Here is a 15,095-nt window from a genome sequence, read left to right as displayed (position 1 = left end):
CGTGCAACGTCTGCTTCTGCGCCGCTGTTGAGGTTAAGCAGAGATCGCGGCTTTATGAATGCGCGCCCTAGCAGGCCTTCCGCGCCGCCAGTGCGTCCGCCACCGCGGTGCGGATATCGGCCACCGAGAACGGCTTCGTCACCACGTCGTGCACGATCGCGTTGAGGCCGGAGGCGCGCTCGCGCTGATGGGCAAAGCCGGTCATCAGCAGGATCTTCAGATCGGGAAAGTCGCGCGCCGTGGTGAGCGCCAGCGCGATGCCGTCCATCACCGGCATCTGGATGTCGGTGAGCAGCAGGTCGAAGGCGCCCTGGTCGCGGGTGAGGATATCGAGCGCCTCGGCGCCGTCCTGCGCGGTCACGGTCTCGTGGCCGTCCATGGCGATCGCGCGCGCCACCAGCGAGCGCATGGAGTCTTCATCGTCGGCAATCAGGACACGCGGCATGACGATCAATCGGTTGGCGGAGCTAGTTCCGACGGCCTCAGGCGCGGCCGCCGACCAGATCCCGCTTGTTGAAGAAACGTACGTCGATATTGCGTCCTTCGGACGGCGGCGAGGCGAGACGCGACTTGAAGAAGGCGCGCTCGCCGGGTTTGAGCACCGATTGTTCCAGCACCGCGTTCCAGGCGTAGACCTCGCTGCCATTTGCGTCGCGGACCGAAAAGCGCAGCCGCGGCAGCTCGACCGGCTTGCGGGTCTGCCCGACGATCATGCCCTCGATCACCAGCACCGGCTTGCCGTCGACGGTCTCGTTGGTGACCTTGATGTCCTGGAACGCGAGGCCGCGCAAATTCACATCGAGCCTGACCATCTTGTAGAACAGCGCGGTCTGCGGCAGCAGGCGCACCACGTCGTTGCGCCAAACCAGCAGCGCGACGAGCAGCGCGGCCATCGCCGCGCAGGTGGTCGGCAGGGCGCCGATCACGGGCATGAAGGGAATCCGGGGCAGCGCGGGCAGGCGGAACTGGCCCGGACGGAACAGGCTTGGCAGGCGGAAGCGGCGTTTGGTTCCGTCGGCGCCATGAGTGTCGGCATGCGCCTCGGCATCTTCCTTGGCCACTGCCGGCCAGTCTGGTTCGGCATTTTCGCCCTCGGCGGGCCAGTCGGCCGAGATCGAGGGGCTGTCGACCACGGGGGTCTCTTCCGGGTCTTCCTCCCGGGCCATAGCCTCCCATTCGGCGGCGGAGCCGGCATAAGGGGTCGCTGCCGCCATGGTCGGAACCGCAGCTCCGATCGCATCCTCCGGCCGCGCCAGCCAAACCTCCTTGCAGCGGGAACAGCGGACGGTGCGCCCGGAGCCGCCCAGGGTGTCCAGCTTGATGGCGTAAGATGTTGTACAATGCGGGCAAACGATGTGCATGGAGCCGAATCTCCACCGTGTCTCTGCCCGGATGCTACCTAGCGACCGTTAACGAATCGGAAACCATAACCGACGCACAAGGCTGCTGGGCGGTTCGCCGCCGGTTCGCCGGCCGGCGAGCCTGTTGTGCAGGGTTTTGGGCTGTCGCCCATCTCGAACGGAGCTAGCGCTTGGTTCGGTTCGAACATGTCGGTTTGCGGTACGGGCTCGGCCCGGAGATCTTGCGCGACCTCTCCTTCGTGATCCCGGCACACTCGTTCCAGTTCCTCACCGGACCGTCGGGCGCGGGCAAGACCTCGCTGCTGCGGCTGTTGTTCCTGTCGCTGCGGCCGACGCGCGGGCTGGTCAACCTGTTCGGCCACGACGTCTCCCTGCTCAGCAAGGACCAGGTCGCAGATCTGCGCAAGCGCATCGGCATCGTGCTGCAGGACTTCCGCCTGCTCGACCACATGACGACCTACGAGAACGTGGCGCTGCCGTTCCGCGTGATGGGGCGGGAGGAATCGAGCTATCGGCGCGAGGTGATCGACCTCCTGAAATGGGTCGGCCTTGGCGAGCGCATGGATGCGCTGCCGCCGATCCTGTCGGGCGGCGAGAAGCAGCGCGCCGCGATCGCGCGCGCGGTGATCTCGCGGCCGCAACTGCTGCTGGCGGACGAGCCGACCGGCAGCGTCGACCCGACGCTCGGGCGCCGCCTGTTGCGGCTGTTCATCGAGCTCAACAAATCCGGCACCGCCGTCATCATTGCAACCCACGACATCACGCTGATGGATCAGTACGAGGCGCGGCGGCTGGTGCTGCACCAGGGACGGTTGCACATCTATGAATAGGAGCGAGGAGCAGGTGTCGCTGGTGGATCTCGGGCGCGAGCGCCCGCAGGTCCCGGCGACGGCGCGCAACATGTCGCCGATCGTGCCGCGCGCCTCGATCGCCGGTCGCGCGCTGGTCGCGGTGGTCGCGATCATGACCTTCCTTGCCTCGATCACGACCGGCGCCGTGCTGCTGGTCAGCGCATCGGCGGCCGAATGGCAGTCGGAGGTCGCAAGCGAGATCACCATCCAGGTTCGGCCCGCGAGCGGCCGCGACCTCGACCGCGATGCGCAGGCGACGGCAGACGCGATGCGGGCGCAGCCGGGCATTCTCGACGTCCGCCCGTTCACCAAGGAGGAATCGGCCAAGCTGCTCGAGCCATGGCTCGGCAGCGGGCTCTCGATCGACGAATTGCCGGTACCGCGCGTCATCGTGGCGCGGGTGCAGCCGGGCTCGACGCTCGATCTCGCCGCGCTGCGCACGCGGGTGACGCAGGCCGCACCGACCGCCAGCGTCGACGATCACCGCGCCTGGATCGAGCGCATGCGCTCGATGACCGGCGCCACGGTGTTTGCCGGCGTCGGCATCCTCATTCTCGTGATCATCGCCACCATCATCTCGGTGTCGTTCGCGACTCGCGGTGCGATGGCCGCCAACCGCCCGATCGTCGAGGTGCTGCATTTCGTCGGCGCCGGCGACAGCTACATCGCCAACCGCTTCCTGCGGCATTTTCTCCGGCTCGGTCTCGAAGGCGGGCTGATCGGCGGCGGCGCGGCGATGCTGGCGTTCGGGTTCTCCGAATCGATCGCCAACTGGTTTTCCGGCACGCCGGTCGGCGACCAGTTCGCGGCCCTGCTCGGCACCTTTTCCCTGCGTCCGTCCGGCTATTTGGCGCTGGCGGCGCAGGCGGTGCTGATCGCGGCGATCACCGCGTGGGCGTCACGACGCACACTGTTTGCAACCCTCGACGATATCGACTGACGGTTGCGCGATCACGATCATGATGCCGGCTTCGTGATCTGCGCGCGCTCATCGCGTGTGATCTCCCGCGCACCTGCTTCGCTTTTGTCGCGGGAAACCGGTTTCCACTTTTCCGGATCATGCTCTAAAATCCCTGGGGGAAGGAAAATCGCATCACATGAGTTCGCAGACCGACGATACGTCGCTCGATAGCCGTGCCGTGCGCCCGCGGGGCCGGCTGCGCGCGGCCGTCGTCGCGTCGCTGGCGCTGGCGTTCGTCGCCGCGGCCCTGGGCTTCGTCGGCTTTCTCTCGCAACTGCGCGGCGTCGAGACCGATCCGCCGCACGACGCCGACGGCATCGTGGTGCTGACCGGCGGCTCGTCGCGGGTGTCGGACGCGATGGAGCTGCTGGCCGCGGGCTATGGCAAGCGGCTGTTGATCTCGGGCGTGCATCCGACCAATGCCGCGAGCGACATCTCGCGCTCGGTGCCGGACAGCCAGGGGCTGATGAGCTGCTGCGTCGATCTCGACCGCTCCGCGGTGAACACCCGCAGCAATGCGGCGGAGACGCGCCGCTGGGTGCGCGAGCGCGGCTTCAAGTCGCTGATCGTGGTGACCTCCAACTACCACATGCCGCGCGCCATCGTGGAATTGTCGCATGCGATGCCTGATGTCACGCTGATCCCGTTCGCCGTGGTCGGCGACAAATGGCGCGACGAACCCTGGTGGACCAGTGGCGCGACGTTCCGTCTCTTGCTATCGGAATACGCCAAATACGTCGCCGCGGAGCTGCGGGTGCGGCTGGCCGACATCGGCCTCGACCTGACCTCGGATCTCGGCGAGCCGGTCGCCGCGCCCCGCCGCCCCACCACCGCGCAGGCGAATTGATGTCAGCCATCGTCATTCCGGGGCGATGCGAAGCATCGAGCCTCAGATGTGCAATTGCGCATCGGGGAATCTCGAGATTCCGGATCTGGTGCTGATGCACCATCCCGGAATGACGGTGTGATTGTACGAGGGTAGTTTTAGAGATGACGTCGATCTTCCTGCGCTCGCTGGTTTTCAACGTGCTGTTCTATTTGGTGCTGGTGGCGCTCTGCATCATCGCGATCCCGGCGCTGCTGCTGCCGCGCTCGGCGCTGATGGCGCTGCAGGCGGCGTGGGCCAACACCAGCCTGTTCCTGATGCGTGTGATCTGCAACATCAGGGTCGAATTCCGCGGCGTCGAGAAGATTCCGCAAGGCCCGCTGCTGATCGCCTCGAAGCACCAGTCGTTCTGGGAGACGTTTGCGCTGGTGCGCTTCTTCGAGCATCCGCTGTTCATCCTCAAGCGCGAGCTGATGATGATCCCGGTGTTCGGCTGGTATTTGAAGAAAGTGGGCATGATCTCGGTCGAGCGCGGCGGCGGGCCGCGCTCGCTGCTCAAGACGCTGAAGCGCGCGGCTGCCGAGGTGAAGCTCGGCCGCCAGCTCGTGATCTTTCCGGAAGGCACGCGCACCGCGCCCGGCGCGCCGCCCGCCTACAAGGCCGGCGTCGCCCAGATCTATGTCGAGAGCGGCGTGCCGTGCCTGCCGATCGCGCTGAATTCGGGACTGTTCTGGCCGCGCCGCACCTTCATGCGCTATCCGGGCACGCTGGTGGTCGAATTCCTCGATCCCCTGCCGCCGGGCTTGCCGCGCGACGAGTTCATGACCCGTCTGCGCGACCAGATCGAAACCGCCACCAGCCGCATCGTCGACGCCGCCCGCGCCGAGCAGGCGCAATTGTTCGGCGGGGTGCCGAGCCCGGCAAAGGGTTAAGGCGGGGATGGCTTTTGGTTAAGTCAGCGTGACCGCCGACTCGGTGCACCTCTCCCGCTTGCGGGGTCGAGACGAGCGAAGCTCGCTCTCAGGTCGGATCGCATCGAATGATGCGATCCGGTTGGGCTCTCTCCACTCGAAGGGTCGGACTCGTGGCGATACCCCCACCCAGCCCTCCCCCGCAAGCGGGGGAGGGAGCCGCAGCATCGTTGCGCGGGGTTCTGACCGCTTCGTGTGCGGTCAGCGCATGACGAACGGGTTGGCCGGAATGTCCTGCGCGGTCGAGATCCAGACGCTCTTGGTTTCCTGATATTCGCGCACCGCGTCGATGCCGCTTTCGCGGCCCACGCCGGAATGCTTCATGCCGCCGAACGGCATCATGTAGCTGATGGCGCGGTAGGTGTTGACCCACACGGTGCCGGCGCGCAGCTGCTTCGGCACGCGGATGGCGCGCGCGAGATCCCTGGTCCAGATGCCGGCGGCAAGGCCGTAGATCGTGTCGTTGGCGATGCGGATGGCGTCCTCCTCGGTGTCGAAAGAGATGATCGACAGCACCGGCCCGAACACTTCCTCGCGCGCGATTCGCATCGTGTTGTCGACATCGGTGAAGATCGTCGGCTCGACGAACTGGCCGCCCAGGATGCCCGCGCCGGACGCCGGCTTGCCGCCGAGCAGGCAGCGCGCGCCTTCTGCTTTCGCGATGTCGATATAGTCGAGCACCTTCTTGTACTGCGCGGGCGTCGTGATCGGCCCGACATTGGTGTCTGGCCGCATCGGATCGCCGATCTTGGCGGATTTGGCGAGCTCCAGCACCCGCGCGACGAATTTCTCCTTGATCGAGCTCTGCACCAGGAGGCGCGATCCGGCGATGCAGGTCTGGCCGGTCGCGGCGAAGATGCCGGAGATGGCGCCGGCCGCGGCGGCGGTCAGGTCGGCATCCTCGAACACGATGTTGGGCGACTTGCCGCCGAGCTCTAGCGAGACGCGCTTCAGGCTCTTTGCCGCGGTCTCGTAGACCTTGGCGCCGGTCGTATCCGATCCGGTGAAGGTGATCTTGGCAACGCCGGGATGGCCGATCAACTCGGCGCCGATCTCGGGCCCGAAGCCGGTCACCACGTTGAAGATGCCGTCCGGAATTCCGGCCTCCTTGGTCAGGGCGGCGAATTCCAGCGTGCTGGCCGAGGTGAATTCCGATGGCTTGACGATCACGGCGCAGCCGGCGGCGAGCGCCGCGGCGCATTTCCAGGCGACGAACAATAGCGGCGAATTCCAGGCGGTGAGCGCCGCGACGACGCCGACCGGCTCATGCGTCGTGTAGGCGAAGGTCTCCGGCTTGTCGATCGGCACCAGGCCGCCCTCGAGCTTGTCGACCAGCCCGCCGTAATACCACCACCACTCCGGATGGTAGCGGAGCTGGCCCAGCATCTCCGCCATCAGCTTGCCGTTGTCGCGCACCTCGATCTCGGCGAGGCGCTCTGCGTTCGCGGCGACGAGGTCGCCGAGCTTGCGCATCACCTTGCCGCGCGCCGACGCCGTCATCTTCGACCAGGGTCCGCGCCACATCGCCTCATTGGCGGCCTTCACGGCCTTGTCGGCATCGGCGGCCGAGCCGCGCGGGATCTTCGCCCACGGCTCGCCGCGATAGGGATCGATCGAGTCGAACCACTCGCCATTGGCTGGGTCGACATACTGGCCGTTGATGTAAAGCTGATAGGTCTTCACGATATCCTCCCACGCATCGAGGCAATGTTGTTTGGAGGAACGATATCACGCCTTGCGCGACGCCGTCATAACGCAGTCGCGTGAAGGGGTTGCAGCCGGCTCGTGGGCGCAGCGTCAGTGCGCGGCGGCAAGCTCCGCCGCGATGATGGCGCCGAGCGCCATGTCGCTTTGCTGCCCGAAGCCGTGATGCACCACGCTGCCGTCGCGTCCGATCAGGATGCTGGTCGGTGTTCCCTGCATGCCGTAGCGCTGCATGGTAACCGGGATCGGCGTGCTCTCCCCGGCCTCGTCGACGCCGATCGGGAAGGTCAGCCGGTATTCGTGGATGAAGGCTTCCAGCGACACCGGCGTCATGGCGGCGTGGTGCTCGAACACGGTGTGCAGGCCGATGACCTGTAGGTCCGAATGCTTGAACAGTTCGAAGGCGCGTTGCGTCTGCGGTGTTCCATGCGCGACGCATCCGGGACACAGCATCTGGAACGCATGCAGCAGAACCGGGCGGCCGCGCAGCGCGGCCAGCGTCAGGGGCTCGCCGGTGTTGAACCAGCGCGACACCGCGAGTTCAGGTGCGAGAGCCACAGGCTTGTTCCTTGCGCTTGCCGTCGGCGGCAGGTTGGCAATATCGCGACGGGCCTGTCAACGATCGGCCAGGCTGGAACGCGCCCGGCGCGCGGCCCTTCGCCTCATGGTCCAGTGCCTAGCGCGATCGAGGTAGAGATAGACGACCGGGGTCGTATAGAGCGTCAGGATCTGGCTCAGGATCAGCCCGCCGAAGATCGCGATGCCGAGCGGCTGGCGCAGCTCGCTGCCTTCACCCAGCCCGATCATCAGCGGAACCGCGCCGAACAGGGCGGCGAGCGTCGTCATCATGATCGGCCGGAACCGCATCAGGCAGGCTTCGTAGATCGCGTCGCGCGACGACAGCCCGCGCTGGCGCTCGGCGTCGAGCGCGAAGTCGATCATCATGATCGCGTTCTTCTTCACGATGCCGATCAGGAGGATCACCCCGATCATGGCGATGATGTCGAACTCGGTATGCGACAGCATCAGTGCCGCCACCGCGCCGACGCCGGCCGAGGGCAGGGTGGAGAGGATGGTGAGCGGATGAACGTAGCTCTCATAGAGCATGCCGAGCGAGATGTAGATCGTCGCCAGCGCCGCGAGGACGAGATAGATTTCGTTCGCCATCGACTGCTGGAAGATCTTGGCGGCGCCCGCGAAGGCGCCATGAATGCCCGCCGGCATGCCGATCTGCTTCATGGTCGTCTCGATCGTCGTGGTCGCCGTGCTCAGCGAGACGCCCGGCGGCAGGTTGAAGGAGATGGTGCTGGCGACCAGAAGATCCTGATGGTTGACGACCAGCGGCGTCTCGCCCGGCTCGAACCGCGCAACGCTGGCCAGCGGGATCATCGTCTCCTGGTTGGTGCTGACCGCCGTTCCGGTCGACGATGTGCCCTTGCCGGTGGCGCCGATCGAGTTGGTCGCGAGGTTGCGCACCGCGTTGGCCGCCACCGAACTGATCGAGCTCTTCTGCGCGGACGAGGCCACCGTTCCGGCCACCGCGTTGGTGGTCTGTGTCCCGGTCGCCGTTCCGCCGGAGGTAGAGATATAGACCTGCTTCAAGGTCTCCGGGTTCTGCGAATAGGCGGGCGCGACCTCCATGATCACGTGATACTGGTTGCGCGCGACGAAGATCGTCGAGACCTGGCGCTGCCCGAAGGCATCGTAGAGCGTGTTGTCGAGCTGGCTGACCGTGATCCCGAGGCGGGCGGCGGCATCGCGATCGATGATCAGGTTGGATTGCAGGGCCTTGTTCTGCTGGTCGCTGTTGACGTCGGCGAGCGTCGGCTGCTTTTGCAGCGCTGCGACGAGCTTGGGCGTCCATTCGTTCAGCTCCGCGAATGTCGAGCCCTGCAGCGTATATTGATACGCCGCATTGCCGGAGCGCCCGCCGGCGCCGAGGTCGCCGATCGATTGCAGGAACAGGGTGGCGCCCGCCACCTCGGACAGTCTGTCGCGCAGCCGCTCGATCACCTGATCGGCGCGCAATTTACGTTCGCTCATCGGTTTCAGCGACGCGAACACCGTCCCGGTGTTGGTTCCGCCGCCCGGGCCCGCGCCGCCGCCGGTGAAACCGACGGCGGTGTTGACCGCCGGATCGTGTTTGACGATGTCGATGAACTGCGTGAGCTTCTGCCGCATCAGTTGAAACGAGGTGCTCTGGTCGGCCCGGATCGAGCCGATCAGCAGTCCGGTATCCTGTTGCGGGACGAAACCCTTCGGCACGACGCCGTAGAGATGGAAGTTCAGGTAGAGGGTCGTGCCCAGGATCAGCATCACCAGCACCGGGTGGCGCAATGCGATGGCCAGCGTCCAGCGGTAGCCGCTCAACATCAGCTCGAAGACGCGCTCGCAGATCCGGTAGAGCCGCCCGTGCCGCCGGCCATGCTCGGCGCGCAGCAGCACGGCGCACATCATCGGCGTCGTGGTCAGCGAGATCGCGAGCGAGATCACAATCGCGATCGTGATCGTCATGGCGAATTCGCGGAACAGGCGGCCGACCAGGCCGCCCATCAGCAGGATCGGGACGAACACCGCGATCAGCGACACGCTCATCGAGAGGACGGTGAAGCCGACCTCGCGGGTGCCGAGCAGCGTCGCCTCCAGCCGCGACATCCCGGCATCCATGTGGCGGGTGATGTTCTCCAGCACGACGATGGCGTCGTCCACGACGAAGCCGGTCGCCACCGTCAGCGCCATCAGGGAGAAGATGTCGAGCGAGTATCCGAGCAGATACATCACGGCGAAGGTCGCGATCAGCGACACTGACACCGCGACCACAGGCACAAGCGTCGCGCGCGCGCTGCGCAGGAACGCGAACACGACCAGGATCACCAGGGCGACGGCGATCAGCAGCGTGATCTCGACGTCGCGCAGCGAGGCTCGGATCGTCTGCGAGCGATCGACCGCGAGCGTAATGTCGATGGCGGGCGAGACCGAAGCCTTGAGCTGCGGCATCAGGCCCTTCACGTGATCGACCATCTTGATGATGTTGGCGCCGGGCTGCCGGTACACGATCATCACGATCGCCGGCTTGCCGTTGGAGAGGCCGAGCGTGCGGACATTCTCGACGGAATCGATGACGTCGCCGACATCGGTGAGGCGCACCGCGGCGCCGTTGCGGTAGGCGACGACCAGCGGCTTGTAGTCGTCGGCCTTCCTGGACTGGTCGTTGGCGTAGATTTGGTAGCGCCGCTCGCCGACATCGATGCCGCCCTTCGGGCTGTGCGCATTGGCGCTGGAGAGCGCGGCGCGAACGTCCTCCAGCCCGATGCCGTATTTGTAGAGCGCCGACGGGACCAGCTCGACGCGCACCGCAGGCAGCGATCCGCCGCCGACCGAGACTTCGCCGACGCCCTCGACCTGCGACAGTTTCTGGGCAAGCACGGTCGAGGCGGCGTCGTAGAGCTCGGCCGGCGTCAGCGTATCCGACGTCAGGGTATAGATCAGGATCGGCGCCGAGGCCGGGTTGAACTTGCGATAGGTGGGATTGGTGCGCAGGTTGGTCGGCAGGTCGGCGCGTGCGGCGTTGATGGCGGCCTGCACGTCGCGCGCGGCGCCGTTGATGTCGCGGTCGATGTCGAACTGCAGCGTGATGCGGGCGGACCCGAGCGAGCTCGCCGAGGTCATTTCGGTGACGCTGGCGATCTGGCCGAGATGGCGCTCGAGCGGGCTTGCCACCGTGGCGGCCACGTCCGCGGGGCTGGCACCGGGCAGGGTCGCCTGCACCATGATGGTTGGAATATCGACATCGGGCAGCGGCGAGACCGGCAGCTTGAAGAATGCAATGACGCCCGCCACCACGAGTCCCAGCGACAGCAGCGTGGTGGCCACCGGACGGCGGATGAAGGGGGTAGAGAGATTCATTGCATTCACGATCGGCGTCGTTGCGGCTGAGCTTCTATCCGTCCGCGCCGCGATGCAAAAGCCCAAATGTCACAGCGCGCTGCCACACCTCCGCCGTGATTTCGTTGCTGCGAGCAGGCGCGTCGTGTCCCCGGAGCAATCGTTGGAATAAAACGCGCGTCGCGCCGATATGGGCGTCACGGCCAGTTTGTAGGTGGGTAGGTTTGTAGGGTGGGTAGAGCGAAGCGAAGCCCACCGATATCCGCGCGGGGAAGATAGTGGGGTTACGCTTACGCTAACCAAGCCTGCTAAGCCCCCGCCTATGGCGGGGCGAAAACCGGCAGTTCTACAGCTGCGGGAATGAAGTCATGGAGTCTCCTTGGGGAACCGCCAAGAACCCTCAAGGAGACCATGATGGAAGCAGAGTACAATCATCTTAATCACGCGACTTGGGAGTGCAAGTACCACGTCGTGTTTACGCCGAAGTACCGCAAGAAGCTGCTGTTCGGGAAGATCAAGCGACATCTGGGCCAGGTATTTCACGATCTGGCACGACGGAAGGAGTGCCGGATCGAGGAAGGTCACCTGATGCCGGATCATGTCCACATGCTGATATCGATACCTCCGAAATATTCGGTGGCGCAGATCATCGGGTATATGAAGGGGAAGAGTTCGATCTGGATCGCGCAGAACGTCGAACGGAAGATGCGAAATTTCCTGGGCCACAAATTCTGGGCACGCGGATATTTTGTCACGACCGTCGGCCGCGATGAGGAAATGATCCGGGCCTACATCAAGAATCAGGAAATGGCCGACCAGCAACTGGATCAGTTTGAGCTAAAGATTTCAGCTGCCCCAAAATCCAAGCAATCGTCCTAACATCCCTTAAAACCGCCTTTGGCGGTTCCCAATCAAACCTCCAGCTTTGCTGGAGGTTATTGGCTTTGCTGCGTCATAAATGTTGTATCTCCTCATCCTGAGGAGACTGCGAAGCGGGCGTCTCGAAGGATGTAGGCCACAGATGGGGCCTCGTGGTTCGCCTGGCGATGCAAAGCATCGTCTAGAGACGCGCGTTCCGCGCTCCTCACCATGAGGGTTACGACGTTTGTGACGCAGTAAGACTAACCCGCCCTACGCCTCTCTGGTGTCCAGAAGCGGGTGATGAGCCGGATGCGCGTCGTGCAGCATCACGGCGAGTTGGTGCAGCTGTGCGTCGCGAAAGCCCTGCTTCTCGATCGAGGCGACCGTCGAGAGCACATAGTCGCGATTGTTGCCGGAGCGGCCGTGGCCCTGCTGCACGAGGCGCAATTGCTCAGGTAGCGACAGCCGTCCTGCGTACTGCACATGGCCGCGATCGACCACATAGGCGAGCGCGCTCACTCGCTGCCGCGCCTCGTTCTCGAGCCACACCGAGCGCATCACCTCGCGGTAGACATTGGTGGTCTGCTCGCGCGCGCGCAGATAGCCGATGGTGTCGTGGCGCAAGTGGCCGGCGACGCGGAATGCGATGCCGCGGCAGGCGCCGCCACGGTCGAGGCCCAGCACCAGGCCGGGCTTTTCCGGCGTTCCGCGGTGGTCGAAGGAATAGACGCAGAGCGCGCGGTGCTCGCCGATCAGCCGGGCCGGCACCTGCTCGATGAAGGCAAAGCCCGGCTTCCACATCAGCGAGCCGTAGCCGAACACCCAGAGGTCGGCGTCACCCGGGTCCGATGATGAGGGATTATTTGCTGCCATGGCGTTGATGGGCTAGCAGAACGAATCACCGAGGCGAAGCAAATTCCGCGATGTTTCGGCAGCTTGCTGTTGCTTAGATTTTGACAAATTCGCCCGCCAAAGGACCCGATATGTCCGACAAGACCTCCGTGCCGCGCCGGCGCTCGCGCTTTGGCCTTTACTTCGTGCCCGTCCTGGTCCTCGTCGCCGCGGTGGCCTGGAGCGGGTTCTGGTTCTATGCCGCCTCGCAGGTCGGGGTGCAGGCCGACGCCTGGCGCGCGCAGGAGGCGAGGGCCGGCCGGGTCTATGACTGCGGCAAGCGGTCGGTGGCCGGTTACCCGTTCCGGCTGGAAATCCGCTGTGCGGATCCGAGTGTGATGCTGGTCTCGCAGACCGCCTCGCCGCAAACGTCGTTTGTCGCGCGGCTCGCCGAGATCCTTGTCGTCGCGCAGATCTACGATCCCAGGCTCGTGATCGCGGAATTCAAGGGGCCGGCGACGCTCGGCGAGCACGGCGCGTCGCCGTCGCTGTCGATCGACTGGAGCAAGGGGCGCAGCAGTGTGGTCGGGCTGCCGGCGGTGCCGCAGCGCGCCTCGCTGGTGTTCGACGATCTCGCCCTCGATCGCATTGGCGGCGCGACCCCGGTGCCGCTGGCGCGCGTGGGTCATGTCGAACTCCACGGCCGGCAGGTCGACGGACCGACCCCGGACAGCCCGGCGATCGAAACCGTGCTGCAGATCTCGAACGGTACCCTGCAAGACATCCATCCCCTGCTGACCCAGCCGTTCAACGCCGATATCCATGCGCGGCTGAACGGGCTGAAGGACCTTTCGCCCAAGCCGTGGCCCGACCGTTTCCGCGAGCTCCAGGCGGCCGGCGGCAGTGTCGAGATCATGCAGTCGCGGATCGAGCAGGGCGACGTTCTCTCGGTCGCCGCAGGCACCTTGCGTCTCAACGCGCAGGGGCGCATCGAGGGCGAGCTGCAGATGACCGTCGCCGGCCTCGAGCGCGTCATCCCCGCGCTCGGCATCGACAAGATGCTGGAGGACGGCGTCCCGCAGTCAACGCTCGATCGCGTCGCGCCTGGTGTGAAGAGCCAGGACCTCAGCAATCTGTTCGGCGCGCTCGATCGCGCCGTTCCCGGCCTCGGCAAGGTGATCAAGCAGAACGCCAATGCCGGCATTTCAGCAGGCATCAATTCGCTCGGCACCGAGGCCATGCTCGAGGGTAAGAAGGCCCGCAGCTTCCCGCTGCGCTTCGCCGATGGCGCGGTGTTCCTGGGCCCGCTGAAGGTCGGCCAGATTCCGCCGCTGTTCTGAGCGATGAGTATTGATGATATTGCTGAGGCCGTTCGCGAAACCGGAGCGTCAGCCGAACTGCTGCCAGATGAAGTCAGAAAAGCCTTGATCACAAGGCTGTTCGAAAGGCTGCACGTGAATCAGCCCGCAACGCTGCGAAGACTGTGGCGGTAGCATCGCGGCAACGAGTGTCAGCGGAGGCGAGTTGCATTCGGGCAACATCCTCCGGAAATATGGATCGTTAACCCTCTTTCGCCATTGCGCGACTATTCCCTGATCCGACAATCCGCCTCGTCACATGCTTGGCTGTGCAATCTGGCTCCGAGGAGCCTTTGGAGGCTGGGATGATGAACGCACGGCCAATCGGGGCGGCGGCGTTGTGCCGGACGGTCGTTCTGCCCGGTTGCATTGTCGCCTGGTTTGCGGTGTTCGGTTCGGCTGGAATCGAGAATATCGGCGCATCAGCTAACGATTACCGCGCACCTCCTGTCGTCGCCGATGCCGTGCCTGCCATATCACCGGCAACTGCCAGGTCCAACGCCGCAGGCGATGTCGCCAATGTAGTGACCACCGGCGGATCGGAGGCGGTGGCGACCGTCAACCCGGCGCCGACCTCTCACGAGCCGGAAGCTGTCATGGACGCCAGATCGACCGATCCGACGGTGTCGCAGGAAACTCAACCGGTTCAGGCGCCGACAGCGAACACGCCGGATCCGGAGTCTCGCGAGGCCAAGGAGACGGTAGGCTCCATCGAAATTCTCGACGAGTGCTGGGACGTGAACGTCTGCATCGACCGCTATTTGTGGGCGCTCTATCAAAGGACGCCCAAGGAAGACACCATCAAGGTGCCGGAACAACGGACGGTGACAGTCAGGAAAAAGAAGAAAATGGTGACGCTCACCAGAACGTTCACCAGGCTTGTCGATGAGGATTTCGCCTGGAAGGACGCGAAGGCGGCCGAGAGAGCCGCCATGCCCATGATGGATTACGTCATCGGAGGCATGGATCGGACCTTCAAGCTGAAGCTCTTTCATGCGCTTCTCGCGGCGGAACAGGCCGGCTTGTCGCCCGGCATCACCAGCGCCTTCCGCGATGACTACCGGCAGTCGATTGCAAGCGGCCTCAAAGCGGCCAGCGACAGGTCGTATCACGGAGGCAGCTTCCGTGGCGGCTACGGCCATGGGCTTGCGGCTGACATTGTCAGCGTCGACGGTGCGACACGCGACGAGCGATGGAGGTCATCGGAAAAGCTCTGGAAATGGATCGACGCGCACGGAAGGGAGTTTGGCGTCGGACGCCCCTATCTCGATCGGGACCCGGCGCACACGGCTCCGATCGACGGCAAGGAATATGCCGCTCACAACCATGGCGCCAAAACGCAACAAGCGGCACTGGACGTGAAGATGCGCAACCGGCCCGCTGCACGGGCCAAGCACGCCACGGTGAAACGTCCAAGAACCGCAAAGTCGTCGAAGGTGAGAACGAGCTGACCGAGATTGCGGTGACGCGAGACGCGAAGCTCTCG

Annotated in this window: 13 protein-coding genes; 7 read left to right on the top strand and 6 right to left on the bottom strand. The window is 64.9% G+C overall.

What is annotated here, in order from left to right; translation table 11 throughout:
- Window positions 1-67: 67 nt before the first annotated feature.
- Together MTX19_RS37270 and MTX19_RS37265 are read right to left on the bottom strand one after the other, a co-directional pair.
- Window positions 68-445 carry a response regulator gene (locus tag MTX19_RS37270; protein ID WP_280981622.1) on the bottom strand — a complete coding sequence of 126 codons (378 nt, stop codon included), beginning with the start codon at window positions 443-445 and terminating at the stop codon, window positions 68-70.
- A 37-nt stretch (window positions 446-482) separates the two neighbouring features.
- On the bottom strand, window positions 483-1,361 hold the full coding sequence (locus MTX19_RS37265) for an MJ0042-type zinc finger domain-containing protein (protein WP_280981621.1): 879 nt from the start codon (window positions 1,359-1,361) through the stop codon (window positions 483-485).
- Between the two features lie 170 nt (window positions 1,362-1,531).
- Here MTX19_RS37265 and ftsE point away from each other — a divergent pair, with 170 nt between their 5' ends.
- The 4 genes from ftsE (at window position 1,532) to MTX19_RS37245 (ending at window position 4,931) form a co-directional block, all read left to right on the top strand.
- The gene (gene ftsE / locus MTX19_RS37260) at window positions 1,532-2,191 is read left to right on the top strand and encodes a cell division ATP-binding protein FtsE (RefSeq protein ID WP_280981620.1); all 660 of its coding nucleotides are present in this window, start codon (window positions 1,532-1,534) and stop codon (window positions 2,189-2,191) included.
- A complete protein-coding gene (locus tag MTX19_RS37255) occupies window positions 2,184-3,152 on the top strand; it encodes an ABC transporter permease (RefSeq protein WP_280981619.1) in 969 nt (322 codons plus the stop codon). Before ftsE ends, MTX19_RS37255 begins: the two co-directional genes overlap by 8 nt.
- 157 nt (window positions 3,153-3,309) lie before the next feature.
- Window positions 3,310-4,020 (top strand): YdcF family protein, encoded by a 711-nt coding sequence (locus tag MTX19_RS37250; protein WP_280981618.1) that lies wholly within the window; start codon window positions 3,310-3,312, stop codon window positions 4,018-4,020.
- 143 nt (window positions 4,021-4,163) lie between these two features.
- Window positions 4,164-4,931 carry a lysophospholipid acyltransferase family protein gene (locus tag MTX19_RS37245; protein ID WP_280981617.1) on the top strand — a complete coding sequence of 256 codons (768 nt, stop codon included), beginning with the start codon at window positions 4,164-4,166 and terminating at the stop codon, window positions 4,929-4,931.
- Between the two features lie 240 nt (window positions 4,932-5,171).
- Here MTX19_RS37245 and MTX19_RS37240 read toward each other — a convergent pair whose 3' ends face one another.
- The 3 genes from MTX19_RS37240 to MTX19_RS37230 all read right to left on the bottom strand — a co-directional run bounded on the left by MTX19_RS37240 (window position 5,172) and on the right by MTX19_RS37230 (window position 10,580).
- Complete coding sequence (locus MTX19_RS37240; RefSeq protein ID WP_280981616.1) at window positions 5,172-6,653, bottom strand: aldehyde dehydrogenase; 1,482 nt, start codon at window positions 6,651-6,653, stop codon at window positions 5,172-5,174.
- A 114-nt stretch (window positions 6,654-6,767) separates the two neighbouring features.
- Window positions 6,768-7,232 (bottom strand): TlpA disulfide reductase family protein, encoded by a 465-nt coding sequence (locus MTX19_RS37235; protein ID WP_280981615.1) that lies wholly within the window; start codon window positions 7,230-7,232, stop codon window positions 6,768-6,770.
- Between the two features lie 57 nt (window positions 7,233-7,289).
- Complete coding sequence (locus MTX19_RS37230) at window positions 7,290-10,580, bottom strand: efflux RND transporter permease subunit (RefSeq protein ID WP_280981614.1); 3,291 nt, start codon at window positions 10,578-10,580, stop codon at window positions 7,290-7,292.
- A gap of 393 nt (window positions 10,581-10,973) precedes the next feature.
- On the opposite strand from MTX19_RS37230, the gene tnpA reads away from it, so the two are divergent.
- Window positions 10,974-11,438: an IS200/IS605 family transposase gene (gene tnpA / locus MTX19_RS37225; protein WP_280984622.1), complete on the top strand. Its 465-nt coding sequence runs from the start codon at window positions 10,974-10,976 to the stop codon at window positions 11,436-11,438.
- Between the two features lie 252 nt (window positions 11,439-11,690).
- On the opposite strand, the gene MTX19_RS37220 is transcribed toward tnpA, so the two are convergent.
- Window positions 11,691-12,293 (bottom strand): gamma-glutamylcyclotransferase, encoded by a 603-nt coding sequence (locus tag MTX19_RS37220; RefSeq protein ID WP_280981613.1) that lies wholly within the window; start codon window positions 12,291-12,293, stop codon window positions 11,691-11,693.
- A gap of 110 nt (window positions 12,294-12,403) precedes the next feature.
- On the opposite strand from MTX19_RS37220, the gene MTX19_RS37215 reads away from it, so the two are divergent.
- Both MTX19_RS37215 and MTX19_RS37210 read left to right on the top strand, forming a co-directional pair.
- Window positions 12,404-13,591, top strand: a complete 1,188-nt coding sequence (locus MTX19_RS37215; RefSeq protein ID WP_280981612.1) for a DUF2125 domain-containing protein — start codon at window positions 12,404-12,406, stop codon at window positions 13,589-13,591.
- A gap of 326 nt (window positions 13,592-13,917) precedes the next feature.
- Window positions 13,918-15,060: a peptidase M15 gene (locus MTX19_RS37210; RefSeq protein ID WP_280981611.1), complete on the top strand. Its 1,143-nt coding sequence runs from the start codon at window positions 13,918-13,920 to the stop codon at window positions 15,058-15,060.
- Window positions 15,061-15,095 lie beyond the last annotated feature (35 nt).

Source organism: Bradyrhizobium sp. ISRA464, from assembly GCF_029910095.1.
Classification (GTDB): domain Bacteria; phylum Pseudomonadota; class Alphaproteobacteria; order Rhizobiales; family Xanthobacteraceae; genus Bradyrhizobium.
This window is presented reverse-complemented; position numbering and strand designations above follow the sequence as displayed.

Bases quoted from the DNA above. Each gene is read 5' to 3' on its own strand.
- tnpA (WP_280984622.1), top strand. From the start codon at position 10,974: ATGGAAGCAGAGTACAATCATCTTAATCACGCGACTTGGGAGTGCAAG.
- MTX19_RS37220 (WP_280981613.1), bottom strand. From the start codon at position 12,293: ATGGCAGCAAATAATCCCTCATCATCGGACCCGGGTGACGCCGACCTC.
- MTX19_RS37270 (WP_280981622.1), bottom strand. From the start codon at position 445: ATGCCGCGTGTCCTGATTGCCGACGATGAAGACTCCATGCGCTCGCTG.
- MTX19_RS37210 (WP_280981611.1), top strand. From the start codon at position 13,918: ATGAACGCACGGCCAATCGGGGCGGCGGCGTTGTGCCGGACGGTCGTT.
- MTX19_RS37245 (WP_280981617.1), top strand. From the start codon at position 4,164: ATGACGTCGATCTTCCTGCGCTCGCTGGTTTTCAACGTGCTGTTCTAT.
- MTX19_RS37255 (WP_280981619.1), top strand. From the start codon at position 2,184: ATGAATAGGAGCGAGGAGCAGGTGTCGCTGGTGGATCTCGGGCGCGAG.
- MTX19_RS37230 (WP_280981614.1), bottom strand. From the start codon at position 10,580: ATGAATCTCTCTACCCCCTTCATCCGCCGTCCGGTGGCCACCACGCTG.
- MTX19_RS37265 (WP_280981621.1), bottom strand. From the start codon at position 1,361: ATGCACATCGTTTGCCCGCATTGTACAACATCTTACGCCATCAAGCTG.
- MTX19_RS37250 (WP_280981618.1), top strand. From the start codon at position 3,310: ATGAGTTCGCAGACCGACGATACGTCGCTCGATAGCCGTGCCGTGCGC.
- MTX19_RS37215 (WP_280981612.1), top strand. From the start codon at position 12,404: ATGTCCGACAAGACCTCCGTGCCGCGCCGGCGCTCGCGCTTTGGCCTT.